Source organism: Rhodococcus sp. 05-2255-3B1 (assembly GCF_002258545.1).
In the GTDB taxonomy this organism is placed as follows: Bacteria; Actinomycetota; Actinomycetes; order Mycobacteriales; family Mycobacteriaceae; genus Rhodococcoides.
In genome coordinates this window covers 230,658-247,374 of sequence record NZ_NOZC01000007.1, presented here as the reverse complement: position 1 = coordinate 247,374, position 16,717 = coordinate 230,658, and the positions used below count along the sequence as shown (strand labels likewise).

Annotated in this window: 15 protein-coding genes; 8 read left to right on the top strand and 7 right to left on the bottom strand. The window is 66.0% G+C overall.

Going from position 1 to position 16,717, the window contains the following annotated elements:
• The first annotated feature begins 105 nt into the window (after nucleotides 1-105).
• Nucleotides 106-816 carry a glycoside hydrolase family 25 protein gene (locus CH249_RS05405; RefSeq protein ID WP_094682441.1) on the top strand — a complete coding sequence of 237 codons (711 nt, stop codon included), beginning with the start codon at nucleotides 106-108 and terminating at the stop codon, nucleotides 814-816.
• 31 nt (nucleotides 817-847) lie between these two features.
• Here the strand turns inward: CH249_RS05405 and CH249_RS05400 are convergent, their stop codons facing one another.
• The gene (locus CH249_RS05400; RefSeq protein WP_094682442.1) at nucleotides 848-1,606 is read right to left on the bottom strand and encodes an SDR family NAD(P)-dependent oxidoreductase; all 759 of its coding nucleotides are present in this window, start codon (nucleotides 1,604-1,606) and stop codon (nucleotides 848-850) included.
• 87 nt (nucleotides 1,607-1,693) lie between these two features.
• Here CH249_RS05400 and CH249_RS05395 point away from each other — a divergent pair, with 87 nt between their 5' ends.
• Nucleotides 1,694-2,290 carry a TetR family transcriptional regulator gene (locus CH249_RS05395; protein WP_068047591.1) on the top strand — a complete coding sequence of 199 codons (597 nt, stop codon included), beginning with the start codon at nucleotides 1,694-1,696 and terminating at the stop codon, nucleotides 2,288-2,290.
• A 61-nt stretch (nucleotides 2,291-2,351) separates the two neighbouring features.
• Nucleotides 2,352-3,086 (top strand): alpha/beta hydrolase, encoded by a 735-nt coding sequence (locus tag CH249_RS05390; protein WP_094682443.1) that lies wholly within the window; start codon nucleotides 2,352-2,354, stop codon nucleotides 3,084-3,086.
• Nucleotides 3,087-3,177: 91 nt separating this feature from the next.
• On the opposite strand, the gene CH249_RS05385 is transcribed toward CH249_RS05390, so the two are convergent.
• The 5 genes from CH249_RS05385 to CH249_RS05365 all read right to left on the bottom strand — a co-directional run bounded on the left by CH249_RS05385 (nucleotide 3,178) and on the right by CH249_RS05365 (nucleotide 9,267).
• Nucleotides 3,178-5,235 carry a PhoX family phosphatase gene (locus CH249_RS05385; protein ID WP_094682444.1) on the bottom strand — a complete coding sequence of 686 codons (2,058 nt, stop codon included), beginning with the start codon at nucleotides 5,233-5,235 and terminating at the stop codon, nucleotides 3,178-3,180.
• 80 nt (nucleotides 5,236-5,315) lie between these two features.
• Entirely contained in the window at nucleotides 5,316-6,044 is a 729-nt protein-coding gene (locus tag CH249_RS05380) for an amino acid ABC transporter ATP-binding protein (RefSeq protein WP_094656675.1), read from the bottom strand.
• A 1-nt stretch (nucleotide 6,045) separates the two neighbouring features.
• The gene (locus CH249_RS05375; protein WP_045197721.1) at nucleotides 6,046-7,854 is read right to left on the bottom strand and encodes an ABC transporter substrate-binding protein/permease; all 1,809 of its coding nucleotides are present in this window, start codon (nucleotides 7,852-7,854) and stop codon (nucleotides 6,046-6,048) included.
• An 86-nt stretch (nucleotides 7,855-7,940) separates the two neighbouring features.
• Nucleotides 7,941-8,711 carry an LLM class F420-dependent oxidoreductase gene (locus CH249_RS05370; RefSeq protein WP_179273134.1) on the bottom strand — a complete coding sequence of 257 codons (771 nt, stop codon included), beginning with the start codon at nucleotides 8,709-8,711 and terminating at the stop codon, nucleotides 7,941-7,943.
• 46 nt (nucleotides 8,712-8,757) lie between these two features.
• Nucleotides 8,758-9,267, bottom strand: coding sequence for a TIGR04338 family metallohydrolase (locus CH249_RS05365; protein WP_094682445.1), 510 nt, complete (start codon nucleotides 9,265-9,267; stop codon nucleotides 8,758-8,760).
• A gap of 98 nt (nucleotides 9,268-9,365) precedes the next feature.
• On the opposite strand from CH249_RS05365, the gene CH249_RS05360 reads away from it, so the two are divergent.
• Genes CH249_RS05360 through CH249_RS05340 form a run of 5 tightly spaced genes read left to right on the top strand, consistent with a single transcriptional unit; the run spans nucleotide 9,366 to nucleotide 15,347 of the window.
• The gene (locus CH249_RS05360; RefSeq protein ID WP_094656672.1) at nucleotides 9,366-10,091 is read left to right on the top strand and encodes an ABC transporter ATP-binding protein; all 726 of its coding nucleotides are present in this window, start codon (nucleotides 9,366-9,368) and stop codon (nucleotides 10,089-10,091) included.
• Nucleotides 10,088-10,855 (top strand): ABC transporter ATP-binding protein, encoded by a 768-nt coding sequence (locus CH249_RS05355; protein ID WP_094682446.1) that lies wholly within the window; start codon nucleotides 10,088-10,090, stop codon nucleotides 10,853-10,855. Before CH249_RS05360 ends, CH249_RS05355 begins: the two co-directional genes overlap by 4 nt.
• Nucleotides 10,852-12,330, top strand: coding sequence for an ABC transporter substrate-binding protein (locus CH249_RS05350; RefSeq protein ID WP_256988122.1), 1,479 nt, complete (start codon nucleotides 10,852-10,854; stop codon nucleotides 12,328-12,330). The genes CH249_RS05355 and CH249_RS05350 overlap by 4 nt, the downstream gene beginning before the upstream one ends.
• A gap of 3 nt (nucleotides 12,331-12,333) precedes the next feature.
• Nucleotides 12,334-14,085, top strand: coding sequence for an ABC transporter permease subunit (locus CH249_RS05345; protein WP_218828380.1), 1,752 nt, complete (start codon nucleotides 12,334-12,336; stop codon nucleotides 14,083-14,085).
• Nucleotides 14,082-15,347, top strand: a complete 1,266-nt coding sequence (locus CH249_RS05340) for an MFS transporter (protein ID WP_094682448.1) — start codon at nucleotides 14,082-14,084, stop codon at nucleotides 15,345-15,347. Before CH249_RS05345 ends, CH249_RS05340 begins: the two co-directional genes overlap by 4 nt.
• A gap of 507 nt (nucleotides 15,348-15,854) precedes the next feature.
• On the opposite strand, the gene CH249_RS05335 is transcribed toward CH249_RS05340, so the two are convergent.
• Complete coding sequence (locus CH249_RS05335) at nucleotides 15,855-16,673, bottom strand: DUF2786 domain-containing protein (RefSeq protein WP_094682449.1); 819 nt, start codon at nucleotides 16,671-16,673, stop codon at nucleotides 15,855-15,857.
• Nucleotides 16,674-16,717 lie beyond the last annotated feature (44 nt).

Here is a 16,717-nt window from a genome sequence, read left to right as displayed (position 1 = left end):
TTACCCACGTCTCATTACCGAGGACTCAACCATGTCTGTGGACCGATCGCATTAGTGACTGTTCACCATTGAGTGCCCAGGTCCGGGCCCCCTACTCTCACCCGAGTGGTCTTCTCTCGCACGTCACGTGCTCTGTTCGTATTGTTCTCGGCCGGTGTCATCGCCTGTGCTGCTCCCGGGATCGCGTCGGCCGTTCCGCAGGGCCCGGACGTCTCGTCGTGGCAACACATCGACGGCACCGCGATCGATTGGCATGCCGTCAAGGCGGCGGGCCACGGATTCGCGATGGTCAAGGCCACCGAGGGTCTGGACTACGTCAACCCGTACTTCGTCGAGGATTCCATCGTCATGCGTACGGCGAACGTGGCGCGCGGGGCGTACCACTACGCCGATGTGACGCTCTCACCCGAGTTGCAGGGCGCGTACTACTCGGCACTGGTGCTGGGCATCAACGGTCCGGGTGATCTGCCGCCGGTGCTCGACCTCGAGGACGCGAAGGGGAGGTCGCCTGCCGAGGTCATCGACTGGACGCACCGGTACCTCGATACCGTCCAGACGCTGACCGGCCGTCAGCCGATCATCTACACCTATCCGAACTTCTGGCGGACGGCGATGGCCGACACCCACGAGTTCAACAACTATCCGCTGTGGATCGCCGACTACGACGACGAGCTGGGGCCGCTGCCCGGCGGCTGGACCGACTGGTTGTTCTGGCAGTTCACCGACCGCGGCACGATTCCCGGAATCGACGGGCGAACCGACATCAATCACTACTCGGGCACACCGGAATCACTGCGAGTACTCGCTCGCTGGTGACGTTCCTGAAACTGCACGGCTGCGCACTCCGTCACCAGGGCACGCGCGTACCGTCCCACGACCACAGGGCTCCCGTGGGGCCGTCGTCGGCGAGGAGGGCGAGACGGACCACTCCCGTAGCCGCCTCGGCCGGGTCTCCGCCCGCCGACATGCCCGCGACGAGGTTGGTGTGGCGCAGCCCGGGTGCCAGGGCGTTGACCTTGACCTTCTCGCCGAGGGTCTGAGCGGTCAGCAGCGTGACGGCGTTGACGGCTGTCTTCGAGCTTCGGTAGGCCACGCCGCCGCCCTTCACTCGTTCCCAGTCGAACTGTGGGTTCGGGCTGCTGTTCCAGGTCAGGGATCCGGCTCCGCTGGACACGTTGACGATGCGTGGGTGCGCGGACCTGTGCAACGCAGGGAGAAATCCCTGAGTGACGGAGATGAGACCGAAGACGTTGGTCTCGTACGCAGTACGCAACTGCTCGAGCGTGGTGCCGACGACGTCGTCGTTGCCTGGGTTCACCCCGGCGTTGTTCACGAGTATGTCCAGTTCGCCGACCTGCTGCACGGCTGCGGCGACCGAAGACGGGTCCGTGACATCGAGCTGCACGACGCGCGCGCCCGAGCCCAGTTCTGCGGCTGCGCGTTGCCCCTTGTCGAGATCCCGCGCTCCGATCCATACGTTCACGCCGAGAGCCAGTAGCTGCCGCGCCGTCTCGAGACCGATGCCACTGTTCCCTCCCGTCACCAGAGCCACCGAGTTCGGCGCGGGCGATCGGATTTCTGCGGGAAGACTGTCGACGACGTTCATGTTTACTCTCCAACTCCAACGATGTAGTTGGAATGCTACCTCTCGAGCGCGGGGAAATTCCAACTCAGAAGTTGGTAATCTCGGCGGATGGCCTGGGACACGGACGGGACACGGCGTCGACTCCGCGATGCCGCGCTGGTGGAATTCGCAGCTCACGGGTTCGAGGGCACGACCGTCGCATCCATCGCAACTCGATCAGGCGTCAACAAGGAGAGGCTCTACAGCTACTTCGGCGACAAGAAGGCTCTCTGGGACCTCGTCCTGGCAACCGAGTTGGAGCGCCTTGCGACCGGCGTCGAACTCACAGGGGTCGACTTGGACGACATCGGCGAATTCGCCGGAGCGACGTTCGACTATCACGCATCTCATCCCGAACTGGGCCGCCTGCTGCAGTGGGAGGGTCTCCAGCCTGGCCCGCCGGCTCACGCGGAGGTGCGCACGACGCACTACCGAGAGAAGGTGGCGCGTTTCGCCGACGCCCAGCGACACGGCCTCATCGATTCGGAGATCGATCCTGCGCACTTGGTGTTCACGCTGATCGCGCTGGCCGCCTGGTGGCAGACCGTCCCGCAGCTCGCCGAAATGATCACCGGTGCTGGACCCAACGACCAGCAGGCACGGGCGGCACGTCGACGCTTTGTCGTGGAGGCAGCGAGGCGAATCGCCGCACAACCCGGGTCGTGAGGTGAAGCGTGACGCCTGGGCACTCGACCGATTCCAGCGCACCATCGATGGAGGTAAGTGAATGGAACCGCAGCCGTTCGTACTCGCAACGCCCGACGTACTACGCGAACGTCGAGAATCGTTCGACGTATATCGGGCACCCGACACGGCACCCGGCGAAGACGCTCCTCGGCCCGCTGTTGTCTTCGTCCACGGTGGTCCGCGTCCGCCGGGCGTCGAATGGCGACCCCGAGATCAACCGGTTTTCGTGGGATACGGATCCATCGCTGCGGCAGCAGGTGTCGTCGGTGTCGTACTCGAACATCACATGTCCTCGCTGGCCGAGTGTGCTGCGGCTGCCGATGAGATCGCCATCGGAGTCGACCAGGTTCGACAACTCCCCGGAGTGGATCCCAATCGAGTTGCGCTGTGGTTCTTTTCCGGGAGCGGGCTGCTCGCTGCCGACTGGTTGAAACACCCTCCGGCGTGGTTGACCTGTCTCGCATTGACATACCCGGTGCTGCAGACCCTCCCTGAATGGGGGGTCGAGCCGCGATTCGATTCCACTCTCGCCGTATCGGATTCGGGAGCACTGCCGATTCTGCTCACACGTGTGGGCCGCGATCGCCCCGAATTCGTCTCGGGGGCGAACGCTTTCGTCGAGGCTGCCCACGCTACGAACCTAGACATCATCGACGTACCCGACGGACAACACGGATTCGACATGCTCGATCACACCGGCGAATCGCGTGATGCCGTCAGCCGTGCGATGGCCTGGGTCGTCGCACGGCTGATGACAGATACGGCTGCCGACTGAGCGCCCCCGAGGACGCCTGACACAACCGAAGCGCCCGCAGTCGACTGTCTTCGACCACGGGCGCGTTCCGATCGATGCGAAACAGCTACGGCTACGCCGACTTCCACACTGCGACGACGGACGGCCGAGGCTGGGTGTCGTCGCCGTCGGGCCAATGCGAGATCGGTGCGTCGGCGGTGGCGTCGTCGCTTTCGCCCGGGTGCTGCACGCACACCACGACCCGTTCGTCGGAGACGATGGGACCACAGGTCTCGCCGCCCGCGGGAACCGTCAGGAACTGACGAGTCTCACCACGACGTGGGCCGTCGAGCACCACGGCGAACAGGCCGTCGTTGGAGTCGAGAGCGTTGCCGTCGGTGGAGACCCACAGGTTGCCCTTCGAGTCGAAGGCGAGGTTGTCGGGGCACGAGATGGGGCTGACCTGACTCTTGTCGAAGCCGCCGAAGTACGTGTCGGCCTCGTTCGGGTCACCGCACACCAGCAGCAGGTTCCAGGTGAACGACGTGCCCGCGTGGTCGTCGTCGAGCTCGAGCACCTGGCCGTTCTTGTTGGCGTTGCGGGGGTTGGCCTCGTCGGCCGCGGCCTTGCCCTCGGTGCCTCGGTTGGTGTTGTTGGTCAGCGCGACGTAGACCTTGCCGGTCACCGGGTTGGGCTCGAAGTCCTCCGGACGGTCCATCTTGGTTGCGCCCACCTTGTCGCCCGCCTGGCGGGTGAACACCGCGACCTCCTCGGCCGACATGCCGTCGACGAGTGACGTGCCGCGGCCGTCCTCGCCGGTCTCGAGCAGAGGGATCCACGTTCCGGTGCCGCGGAACTCGCCGTTGGCGGGCAGGGTGCCGGAGCCGTCGATCTCGTCGGGAGTGTCGCCGGTGAGGGTCGCGACGTACAGCGTGCCCGCGTCCAGCAGCGTCAGGTTGTTGCGCATCGCGGCCGCGCCGGTGCCGGGCATCATCGTGCGGCTCGAGACGAACTTGTACATGTAGTCGAAGCGCTCGTCGTCACCGCTGTAGGCGACGACGGTGCCGTCATCGGTGACGTGGATGGTGGCGGCCTCGTGCTTGAAGCGTCCCAGCGCGGTGTGCTTGATCGGAGCCGATTGCGGATCCCACGGGTTGACCTCGACGATGTAGCCGAATCGGTTGGCCTCGTTGGGCTCCTGAGCGAGATCGAAGCGCTTGTCGAAGGTTTCCCACTTGCGATCGCTGGCGGCGCCCTCGATGCCGTAGCGGGCGAGGCGATCGGCGGCGACGGTCTCGGTGACCGACTCCGCGTTGCCGAAGTACTGGTTGAAGTTCTCCTCACCGGAGAGCACCGTGCCCCACGGCGTCAGACCGCCCGAGCAGTTGTTGAACGTGCCGAGCACGCGGGTACCCGTCGGGTCGGCGCTGGTCTTGAGGAAGTCACTGCCCGCGGCCGGGCCGGTGACGACGAACTCCGTCGTCCCGGTGATGCGACGGTTGTATCGGCCCATCGTCGGCGTCAGCTTGCCCGAATCAGCCTCGCCCTGAACCTGAACCACCGTCAGGCCGTGTGCGGCGAGTGCAATGTCGAACTGCTCGCGCGTCGGCTTCTCCGCGTCGTAGCCCTTGAACATCGCCGGCTCGGTGGTGTACTCGTGATTGACCGCCAGCAGGAACGCGTTCGGTGTGCCCTCCACCGGAAGCAGGCCGGCGAAGTCGTTGTTGAAGCCGAACTGCATCGCCTGCGCAGCAGCGGTCTGGTTGTCGAAGTCGAACGCGGGAGCGCCCTCGACGACCGGATCGCCCCAGCGGATCACGACGGCCTGCTCGTGGCCCTCGGGTATCACGACGGCGTCCTCGGTGTTCGGTTCCACCGCAACGAAATCCACGCCGTCGACCGCCGGGGTGTCGGCACCCGACGCGCTGGAGGTTGCGCTTCCGGTGGCGGCGGGCTCGTCGGTCGAGCACGCGGCGAGAGCGCTACCGGCGCCGACGGCGAGCACCGCCATGGCACCGCCCTTGATCACTCCGCGCCGCGACATCGCGGTCTTGACGATGTCGCCGAAGTATTCACCCTTCGAGGTGTTGGGAACCTCGTGGAAACACGCATCGCCGCACTTGTATTTGCACGTCAATGCCGATCGCTTGGAGCTTCCGTCGTGAACCGCGAACAAGGGTAGTGGCTTCATGAGTGGGCACGCTGTCACCCAAAAGCGAAAGTAAAGGAACGTTCAGGTGAAGTCGCGGACAACGAGGTTGCCCTAACGTGCTACAGCACCTGCGACAGAAACGCTTTCAGTCGATCGGTGTGCGGATCGTCGAACAACTGCTCCGGCGTTCCGGTTTCGACGGCGCTGCCGTGATCCATGAACAGCACCCTGTTGGACACCGATCGCGCGAAGCCCATCTCGTGGGTCACCACCACCATCGTCATGCCGCCCTTCGCGAGGTCTGCCATCAGCGCCAGCACGCCCTTGACCAACTCGGGGTCGAGAGCGGAGGTGGCCTCGTCGAAGAACATCACCTCTGGCTTCATGGCCAGTGCTCGCGCGATGGCGACGCGCTGCTGCTGTCCGCCGGAGAGATTGCCCGGACGCGAATCCGCCTTGTTGGCCAGGCCGACCAACTCGAGCTGATCCATCGCGGCCGCGCGAGCAGCCTCCTTGGACAGGCCGAGCAGCTTCTGCGGGCCGAGCGCGATGTTGTCGGCAACGCTCTTGTGCGGGAACAGGTTGAACTGCTGGAACACCATGCCGATACGTTGACGCAACTGGTCGGGGTTGTCGTTCAGCACCGACTTGCCGTCGAGCAGGATGTCGCCCTGTTCGGGTTCGTGCAGTCGATTGAGAGCACGCAGCAGCGTCGACTTGCCCGAGCCCGACGGGCCGATGACCGTGGTGGTCGTGCCGGCCGGGACGTCGATGCTCACCCCGCGAAGCACCTTGTTGGTGCCGAAGGACAGGTGGATGTCCTTGCCTACGAGCGAAACAGAAGTCATGTCAGCCTCTTTCCACGACGACGGCCTGCTCGACCGGGTCCAGCGTCTGCTCGGCCTTGCCGGTGCGCAGTCGCTTGTCGATGTAGTTCACGAGATGGGTGAGCGGCACGGTCAGCACCAGGTAGAACAATCCGGCCGCGACGAGCGGAGACAGATTTCCGGTCTGTGCGTTGAGATCTCGACCGACCGCGAACAGCTCACGTTGGGTGGCGAGCAGTCCGAGGAAGTAGATCAGCGACGAGTCCTTGATCAGCGAGATGAACTGGTTCATCAGCGCCGGCAGGACGCGTCGGACACCCTGCGGGACGACCACCAGGTTCATCGAACGACGACGGCTGAATCCGAGTGCCCGGGCTGCTTCCATCTGCCCGGCTTCGACGCTCTGGATGCCGGATCGGAAGATCTCGCCGATGTACGCGGCGGCGAGCAGCGAGAGGGCGGCAGCGCCGAGCCAGTACGGATTGCCGCCGGTCACACCTTGCACCACCGGTCCGATGCCCAGTCCGATGATCAGAATGATGACCACGGCGGGCAGTCCGCGGAAGATGTCGGTGTAGACGCGGGCGGGCCAGCGCAACCAGCGCGTGCGGGAGAGGCCGGCCAGAGCCAGCAACATGCCCAGGACCGTACCGATGATGCCCGACGCCAACGCCAGAATCAGCGTGTTGGGCAGGCCCACCTTGAACAGGTCGGGGATGGCGGACTTGTACAGCGACCAGTCGAAGAACGTGTCGCCCAACTGCGCCAGCGTCGACTTCGGCTGAACCGCAACCGCTTCGGGAGCGTTCGCGTCGTTCTGCGCTGCGATGGCGGCGAAGTCGGGTAGCTCCGGCTCCGGCGCTGCCTTGCTGCCGGGCTTGAAGCCGTCGGGCAGCTCGCGAGGAACCCAGTCGGAGTAGAGCGTGGCCCAGGTGCCGTCGGCGATCACCGCGTCGAGCCCGGAGTTCAGCGCATCGATCAGTGGTTGATTGTCACGGGCGACGGCCCAGCCGACGAAGTTGTTCAGCGAGAACGTGTTCTGTGTGATCGCGGTGCCGTCCTCGGGCTTGACCAAGCCCTCGGCCTGCTGCGACGGGGCCACCCAGGCGTCGATCTGACCGGTCCGCAGGTTCGCGTAGGCGGTGTTGTAGTCCGGGAACTTCACCGGATCGAGGCCGAGCGTGTTCACCACGTAGTCGTCCTGCACGGTGCCCTGCACCACGCCGATCCTGGTGCTCGCGTTCAGGTCCTCGAAGCGGCTGATCGGACCGCCGGTCTGAGCGACGAGGGAGAAGTAGCCGAAGTCGTATCCGTTGGTGAATCCGACGGTGTTGCGTCGCTCGTCCGTCGTCGTGATCGAGGACGACCCGACGTCGAAGCGGCGGCCCGCAACCTGGGCGAGCAGGCCCGAGAACTCGGTGCCCGAGAAGTTGATCTGCAGCCCGAGCTTGTCCGCGACGGCCTTCAGCAGTTCGTTGTCGTAGCCGGTGTACTGGCCGGCCGAGTCGAGGCAGATGCTCGGCGGGGCGTCGGAGAGAGTGCCGACGGTCAACACTCCCGGCGTCGCCAATCCCAGGGCATTCGTGTCGATGCGGTCCAGCGGGGTGACGTTGTCCGTCGTGTATCTGTCCTCTGTCGCGGCCGCTGCGGCAGCGTCGAAGTTCGTCGGCGTGGACGACGCACTGTCGACTCCGGGAGGGGCGCACAGGTCGGTGGGACCTGCGGCCGCCTGATCATCGGAGTTCGAGGTTCCACACGCGGCGAGCGTGAGGGCCATCAACAGTCCGAGAACGAGAACCACGAGCGCGCGTGAAGCGCGTACGGCAACCATGGACAAAACCCTAAGCGGACCAGGGCCCACTCACCCAAACGGCCGACGCGCAAGGGTTTCGCTCAACGAACTGCCGTGACGTGTGACTACCGGTGCGCGTCCCGCCACGCGATGGCTTCGCCCAGTTCCGTGAGGTCGTATTCGGGGCCTCCGGTACCCACGGTGAACAGGGTGGCTCCGGCGTCGACGAAGTGCTGGGCGGTGTCCGCGCCCGGCCACGAGACCGATCGAGTGATGCCCGAGACGTCGCGCCCGACGGTGGTGCCATGCTCGGCGAGGATCTCGGACTTGCGCTTCAACGCCTCGAGGTCGGCGAAGCTGTGCCAGATGTGCGCGTACTCGGCGACCATCTTCAGGGTCTTCTTCTCACCGCCACCGCCGATGAGAATCGGGATGTCGCGGGTGGGAGCCGGGTTTCCGACGTCGAGTCGGTGTCGGATTCTGGCCAGGCTCTCCTTCAGCAAGGCCAGACGCGAACCGGCCGTGCCGAATTCGTAGCCGAAGTTGTCGTAGTCCTTCTCGTTCCACCCAGCGCCGATGCCGAGAATCAGCCGGCCGCCGCTGATGTGGTCGACGGTGCGCGCCATGTCGGCCAACAGGTCCGGATTGCGGTAGCCGCCGCCGGTGACGAGCGCGCCGATCTCGACGTTCGACGTCTGCTCGGCCCAGGCACCGAGCATCGTCCAGCACTCGAAGTGCGCGCCGTCGAGGTCGCCGTACAGCGGATAGAAGTGATCCCAGTTGAAGACGATGTCGACGCCCGCATCCTCCGATCGCAACACCGCGTCGCGGATCAACTGATAGTCGGGAGCGTGCTGGGGCTGAAGCTGAACACCGATCTTGACGGTCATGTACATCTCCTCGTCGTGTGGGCTGCGTCTCCCATGATGCACCCGAATGCGATCAGCCGATGCGGACGCCGCTCTCGGCCATCATCGCGCGCAGTACGAACCCGGCCTCGGAGCCGACGATCTCGCCGACGAGGGTGATGTAGCGGTCGACGAATGCGCCGCCGTGCTGCTGCTCGTTCTCCTCGGCGAAATGGTGCGCGAGCTCGTGCAACACCACCAGCTCTCGCAGCGCCCAGGCCCTGTTGCCCCGATGCAGGGGCACGGCAATGGTGGCGGTGTCCGATTCGTAGTGCGCCGCAGCCGAACCCGAACGGGCCCGGACGGTGATCACACGACCGGCGTCGGGCCAGGTGGCGGCGACCCAATCCAGCCCGAGCACCGCATCGACGTACGCCTGCACCGACTCGATGGAGGCGAATTTGCGCTCGATCGGCAGCGTGATCTGCGAACCCATCACCTCCACCATGCGAAGACCTCGCTCCTCGGCGCGATCGAACATGGTGCGGACCAGTTGCTCGGCGTCGTAGACGGCCGCTCGCTGCGCGTCCCTCGCCCTGCTCATCGGATCAGCCTAATTTGTGTCGCCTTCCCGATTCGCCTACAGTCCTCTATCGACAACGATTGTCGCATTCATAAACACCTTCAAGCCCAGGAGAAACCGTGCTCGCCGTCGATGACCTCTGCATCGACGCCGGACACTCGCGCATCGTCCGGCACGTGTCCTTCGAGATCCCCGCCGGTCGACGTCTCGGCCTTCTGGGTGCGTCGGGATCGGGAAAGTCGATGATCGCTTCGGCGTTGGTCGGAGCGCTGCCGCCGGGCATCACCTGCAGCGGCAGCATTCTCGTCGACGGCCACGACGTCACCGGGGTTCCGACGCCCCGGCGACCGCGCACCGCCCGTCCGGCGATGGTGTTCCAGGATTCGGCCACCGCGCTGAACCCGATGGTCACCGTCGGCAGGCAACTCCGCGCGCGCGACGCCTCCGCGCTGCTCGAGCGTGTGGGTCTGCGCGACACCGAACGCATCCTGGCCGCGCACCCGCTCGAGCTGTCCGGTGGTCAGCGTCAACGCGTCTGTATCGCAGTCGCATTGGCGCGCGAGAGCCCGCTGGTGATCGCGGACGAACCGACGACGGCCCTCGATGTGGTCAGCCAGGCGCGGGTACTCGACGCTCTTCGTGAGGTGGCCTCGCTGCTGCTGATCACGCACGACATCGCCGTCGCCGCACAGCTGTGCGATCACCTGATGGTTCTCGACTCGGGACGCATCGTCGAATCAGGTTCCACGGCAGAGATTCTCGACAGTCCCAGGTCCGATCTCGTGGTGCGCATGCTCGATCGAGCTCGCGCCGCCGATCCGTTTCGTCAGCTGGTAGCGCGATGACTGCGGGATTGGCGGCGACGAACATCACGCGCACCTACGTTCGGCACGGATCGTCTCGTACCGCGCTGGACGCTGTCTCGCTTTCGCTACCGCCTGCCGGTCGCGTCGCCGTTGTCGGCGAATCCGGTTCGGGGAAAACCACTGTGCTGCGCATGCTGCTGGCACTGGACTCCCCTGATGCGGGCACCGTGGAACTGGAGGGGCGCAACGTCCGTCCGGGTTCCGCGAGATCGCTGCGGTGGTTTCGCCGATTGGTGCAGTACGTACCCCAGGACCCCGCCACCAGTCTCGACCCACGCCGCAGTGTCCTGGATCTGGTGGCTACGCCGCTGCGACTGCTCGGCATCGACGGCGATCATCGAGCCAAGGCAGGTGCCGCACTCGCTGCCGTCGGGCTGGACCAGCGTTATCTGCAGCGCCGCCCGACGGAACTGTCCGGTGGCCAGAATCAACGCGTCGCCATTGCGCGTGCGGTGGCATGCGAACCGCGGTACCTGCTGGCGGACGAGCCGGTCAGCGGACTGGACCCCGAACTGCGTGAGCAGGTCCTCTCGGTGTTGGCCGGCCTACCGAGCGCCCTGCTGATCGTGAGCCACGACCTGTCTGCGGTCGCACGACTCTGCCGCGAGGTATCGGTGATGCACGACGGCCGGATCGTCGAAACCGGCAGTGTACGAGACCTTCTCACCGACCCACAGCACCCGTACACCCGAGACCTGATCGACGCCGTACCCCGGCTCGCACCACCACAGGAGATCCATTGACCACCAACGTCTTCCGCCTCGGCACCCTGGCAGCGGTAGGAACCCTCACGCTGACCGGCTGCTTTTCTTCGGCCCCTTCCGACGGCACCACGGACAGGGCCCGCGTTGCGATGCTGCAGCCGCCACGCTCGGGGCTCTCGCAGTTCAGCGATGATGCCTTCAAACTCTCGCGCTGGTCCACCGCCGAAACCCTGGTCACGCTCGATGATCTCGGTGACGCGCAGCCGGCTCTGGCCACCGCCTGGAACCGCGTCGACGAGCGCACCTGGAGTTTCGACCTCCGACCCGACGTGAGGTTCCACAACGGTGCGCCGCTCGACTCCGCCGCCGTCGTCACCGCACTGACCGCTGCCACCACCGCCGCGCCGAAGCCGCGCATCCTCGACGGCGTCGAGCTGACGGTGACCGCCACCGACGACGATTCGGTGGAGGTGACCACCGAGGACGTCGATCCACTGGTGCCGCAACGACTCTCGAGCCCTCAGCTCGCCATCCTGGCACCCGCGGCGTACTCCGCAGGCGGCAGCGACCCCGTCGGAACCGGCACCGGACCGTTCGTGTTGACCGCTGTGAACGGCACATCCAGTGCCACGCTGGATCGCAACGAGAACTACTGGGGTGAGACCGCGACGCTCGCCGGCATCGACGTCGACTTCGTGCCCGACGGTACGGCCCGCGCAGCGGCGCTCCGCAACGGCACCGCCGATGTGGTGGAGGCGATTCCGGTGTCGCAGGCCGCCAACATCGACCCGTCGCTGGTGCACGAGGTTCCGATGCCGCGTACCAACACCCTGTACCTGAACACGTCGTCCGGCGTGTTCGCCGATCCGGCCATGCGCGCCGCCGCACGGGAGTCGGTGGACAAGGATCGTCTGGTTGAGCAGGTCTACGAGGGCCGCGCGGACGCCGCGAACGGACTGCTCGGCCCCGCGCTGCCGTGGGCGGCGGACCGTCCCGCGCGCACCGAGACACCGGCGGGTGATGCCACCGACAAGAAGATCACCCTCGCCACCTTCACCGACCGCGCCGAACTTCCCGAGGTCGCCGTGCTGCTGCAGCAGGAACTCGAGGCGAAGGGCTTCGTCGTCGAGCAGGTGGTGCGCGAATACCAGTTCATCGAAACCGACGCGCTCAGTGGCGCATTCGATGCCTTCATCCTCTCCCGCGCCACCGTGCTCGATTCCGGTGACCCCGTGGCATACATGTTCTCCGACTTCGCTTGCGAGGGATCGTTCAACATCTCCCAGTTCTGCGACCCGCAGGTCGACGCGGCGTTGGCAGACGCCTCGGCCACCGAACCCGGAGACGACCGCCGCGCCGCCATCCTGGACGCCGAGAAGCTGATCCTGGAGAAGGATGCGGCCGTGCCGATGCTGCACGAACGCGTCATCCAGGGCGAATCCGAAGGCATCACCGGCGTCGCCCGCGATCCGAGGGAACGCACGCTCATCACCAACCAGACCGCCTTCGGGTAAGCAGTGAGAACAACCGCCTCGCGGCTGGTTGCCGTCGCCGGTGTCGTCCTCCTCGTCGGAATGCTGCCGTGGCTGTCCGATCGCGATCCGGCACTGAGCATTCTGCGGGCCCGCTCGGCCGAGCAGGAACCAACCCCCGAGGCCCTGGCAGCCATTCGCCGCGACCTCGGCCTCGATGCCGGACCGCTGCGAATGTTCTGGGACTGGCTCACCGGCATCGCGTCGGGCAATCCCGGAACATCCTGGAACACAGGTGAACCGGTGCTACCGGGGGCCCTCGATGCGCTGCTGGTGTCGCTGACCCTGATGGGGTTCGCGATGGTCGTCGCGATCGCAGCCGCCGCCCTCGTGGTCGTTCCCAGCGTTCGGGCCGGGCTCCGCGGTACACCGAGACGGACCGGGGGCGGCGTCGCGGCCGCACTCACGTCGATGCCGGAGTTTCTGCTCGCGTCGGTACTCGTCGTTCTCGGTGCCGTGTGGTTGTCGTTTCCGGCCTACGGCTGGAACGGTCCCGAGTACGCGGTGCTGCCTGCGCTCGCACTCGGGTTGCCTGCGGGCGGGCTGATCGGGCGATTGCTCGCCGACGCGATCGCTGTCACCTTCACCGAGGGGTGGGTCATCACGTGGACGGTCGCACGCTTCTCGCGGCCACAGATCGCCGGTGCGGTTCTGCGACGTGCCCTTCCCGGCCTCGCATCGCAGATCGGTCTGATCATGGTCGCGATGACCGGCGGGGCTGTGGCCGTCGAAAAAGTCTTCGCCATACCGGGATTGGGTCGCACCACCCTCGGCGATGCGCAATCGCAGGATCTGCCCGCCCTGCAGATCGACATCCTGTTACTGCTGGCCGTCAGTGCCGTTCTGGGGATTTCCGCCGAACTGGCCCGACGGTTTCTGCTCGGTAGCGCACTGCACGAGAAGGCGATGCCCATCCCGTCCGGCGTCTTCCACCCGTCGCCGCGACGGTGGCTGGTGCCGATCGCTGCGGCGTCGGTCCTGCTGGTCATGGTGCTTGCCGGACTCCCCCGCGACGGCCAGGCGACGACGCGGGAGAAGTTCTCGGCTCCGTCGCCGGCCCACCCGTTCGGAACTGACGCCTCGGGTCGAGATCTGTTGGCCCGCGTCGCCGACGGCGCACTGCGTTCCATCGGTCTCTCGCTTGCCGTGACGCTCGCGGCGCTGGTGGTCGGCGTGCTGATGGGACTGATTCCGCGGGCCTCCCGTGGGCTGGTCGAGGTGACCAATGCGGCACCACCCGTCGTCACCGGCATTCTGATCGCAGCGATCTGGGGTCCGAGTGCAGGCGGGGCGGCCGTTGCCGTCCTCATCGTCACGTGGGCTCCGCTCGCCGCGCACACAGCCGCTCTCGTCGAGGAGACCCGCGCTCGGCCCTACATTTCCATCCTGCCGACACTCGGGGCAGGCACTGCGCGAATCCTGTTCGGGTCCATCGTGCCCAGCGTCGTCCCGGTAGTGCTGCGGCACGCCATGATTCGGCTCCCCGGTGTCGCCCTCGCTCTGGCCGCTCTCGGTTTCCTCGGCCTCGGTCCGCAACCCCCCACTGCGGATTGGGGATTGATACTGTCCGACGGGGTCGCCGCCGTCGAGCGGGCACCGTGGGTCACTGCTGCTCCACTCGCGTCCTTGATCGCACTCGCCGTTCTTGCAGTCTCGCTCGCCGGTGCCACCTCGGGGCGGGTGCGCAAGACCGGTAGCGTCATCGAGAAAGTCGACGCAGGAGGACGCAGTACGTGAGCACGAGGACCGACGGATCTCCGACGCGGTGGCGGTGGTCGTTTCTGGTCGATCTGCGGCGAGCCACGCCTACCGTCCGCTTGCTCGTCCTGACTCAAATGACCTTCAACATCGGCTTTTTCATGGTGTTGCCGTATCTGTCGGTGCACCTGACGAGTGATCTCGGGCTCGGGGCCGCGCTCGTCGGTGTGGTCCTCGGGATCAGGACCTTCTCGCAACAGGGACTGTTCTTCGTCGGTGGCACCCTCGCCGATCGGTGGGGCATCAAGCCGGTCGTACTCGTCGGGTGTGTGTTGCGGGTGCTGGGATTCGTCGGTCTCGCCTTCGCCGATTCGCTGCCTGCTGTGCTGATCGCCACGGTGCTGGTGGGATTCGCAGCCGCATTGTTCTCCCCTGCAGTCGAATCCGCAGTGGCGATCGAAGCGGGCAAGAGCGAACGCGACGGCGGAGCCACGCGCGTCGAGAGCTTCGCGCTGATGTCGGTGTGCAGCCAAATCGGCTCCTTCACCGGCCCGCTCGTCGGATCGGTACTGTTGCTCGTCGATTTCAGGATCGCGTGCCTCGTGGCTGCGGCCATCTTCGTTCTGGTCATCGCCGCTCACATGCGGTGGCTGCCGCGTGAGCGCGGCGAACATCGCGACGACCCGTGGCTCTCGGGTTGGACCGACGTGGTGCGCAATCGGACCTTCGTGCTGTTCGCGGTGGCGATGAGCGCGCAGTTGGTGGCCTACAACCAGCTGTACCTGCTGTTGCCACTCGAGGTCGAACGCGCCTGGGGCTCGCAGACCGTGCTGGGCTGGTTCTTCGCGATCTCGGCAGTTCTCGTGGTGGCGGCGCAACTGCCCATCACTCGACGCGTCGCGGGGGTATCACCGCGAATCACGCTGCCGATCGGATTCGCCGTCATGGCAGCATCGTTCGCGCTCGTTGCGGTATTCAGTCCTCTGGAGTTGAAAGGTCTGCTCGGGCTGATCCCGGCTGCGCTCTTCGTGCTGCTGCTCGCGCTGGGGCAGATGATCGCCATGCCTCAGGCGCGGGATCTGGTGCCGCGCATGGCCGCCGAACGTCGACTGGGTTCGTACTACGGTTTCATGGCCTCGCTCGGGGGCATCGGAGTGCTCATCGGATCGACCGCACTCGGCGTGGTGATCGATGCATCCCCCGCCACCGGTTGGGGCGCAGCCATCCCGTGGCTGGTCGCGGCCCTGTTCCCCATCGCCAGTGTCATCGGCCTGCGCGTGGTGCTCTCCCGCCTCGACTGACCCCGCCGCTACGCCCGAGTCCCGCCGCGCTGCCAGTGCCGCCGCGCTGCCGCCGATTCCCGCCGCGCCCCCAATTTCCCGGTGCCCCCGGTTTTCCGCAAACGCGCGCGCGTTTGTCATTCGCGCGCAGATTCGCCCCCCAATTTCCCGTCGCGCCCCCGGTTTCCCGCAAACGCGCGCGCGTTTGTCATCCGCGAGCAGATTCGCCCTCAATTCGACGCGAATCCGTGCGCACCTGGCGAATGCGCGCGCGTTTGCGCGAACGACCGGCGACCCGCGAGACCTGAAGCTCGGTGGCAGCGGGGCGGAAGCTGGGGACGCGCAGAACTCGACTGTGCTGCTGTACTCACCGAACATGGTTCGGTCGTAGCGGTTTCCGAACCGGTCGATACAGCCGCGGTGCTCCGATTGTTCGGTAAGTCGATGGCCGAGATCGATGCGACCGTTACCGACACCACCGGACCACCGGGCGAGGTACTGCTCGCTTCTTCACCGCGAACGCAGTGGTCAGCGTCCCAGCTGCCTGCTTGCTCCGTCTATTTCGGCATGACCGCCGATCTTCGCGTTTCGCCCCGCGCGGTCGCCGGCCTTTCGTGCGCCCTCGGAGTACCCGGCGTTCGCGCTCTGGCCTCGCCAGTGTCCCCGAGCAGTCGAGGTCTGCCGGTAGTAGTCTCGGAGCTCGATCTCTTTGTTGCGCAACACCAGTGCTGTCCCAGCGCCCTGTTGTTCTTGTTCGATGGCTTTGGCCTCGGTCTCCTTCTTCACGTCGCCGAGCCGTTGACCGATGCGCGACGCGAATGCGGTCTGGAAGTTCAGCCGAGCCGTCACCGCAGCGACCGGCACTTCCTCGCGTCGGGTGTAGCGTCGGCGATTCTTGATCTCGGTGACGGTGCGGATGGCCGTCTCGGACCGGTACGCGCCGGATTTGATGTACGCGTCCGATGCTCGCACCATCTGGATCAACAGTGAGGAATACAGCGCCTCGGTGGTCTCGATGTCGGAGTCGAAGCCGTAGGCGAACACCTGCGTCGACGATCGAGACACATCGCACTGAACGTCGTTGGCGTGCGCGATGGCCACGAACAGATGCACGTAGGTCTTGAGTCCACGCTTGCCCGGCTCTCCGATGGGGATGACCTTCTGGCTCGGCGTCGCCTGTCGCTCCCTGGACGCACTGTGCGAGCGCGCCACCGCCAGATCGACCGATGCCGACGTCGCCAAACGCTGAGCTGCCTCCATGAAGGCCTCGGCCTCGTGTGGGTTGTCGGTGGACTCGGCTTGGCGAAGCAGCCCACCGATCCGCGTCAGCATCTTGTCCGAACTCATGAGCGAGAGGCTACCGGCCCTCTCCGACACCCCTGGGTTGACCG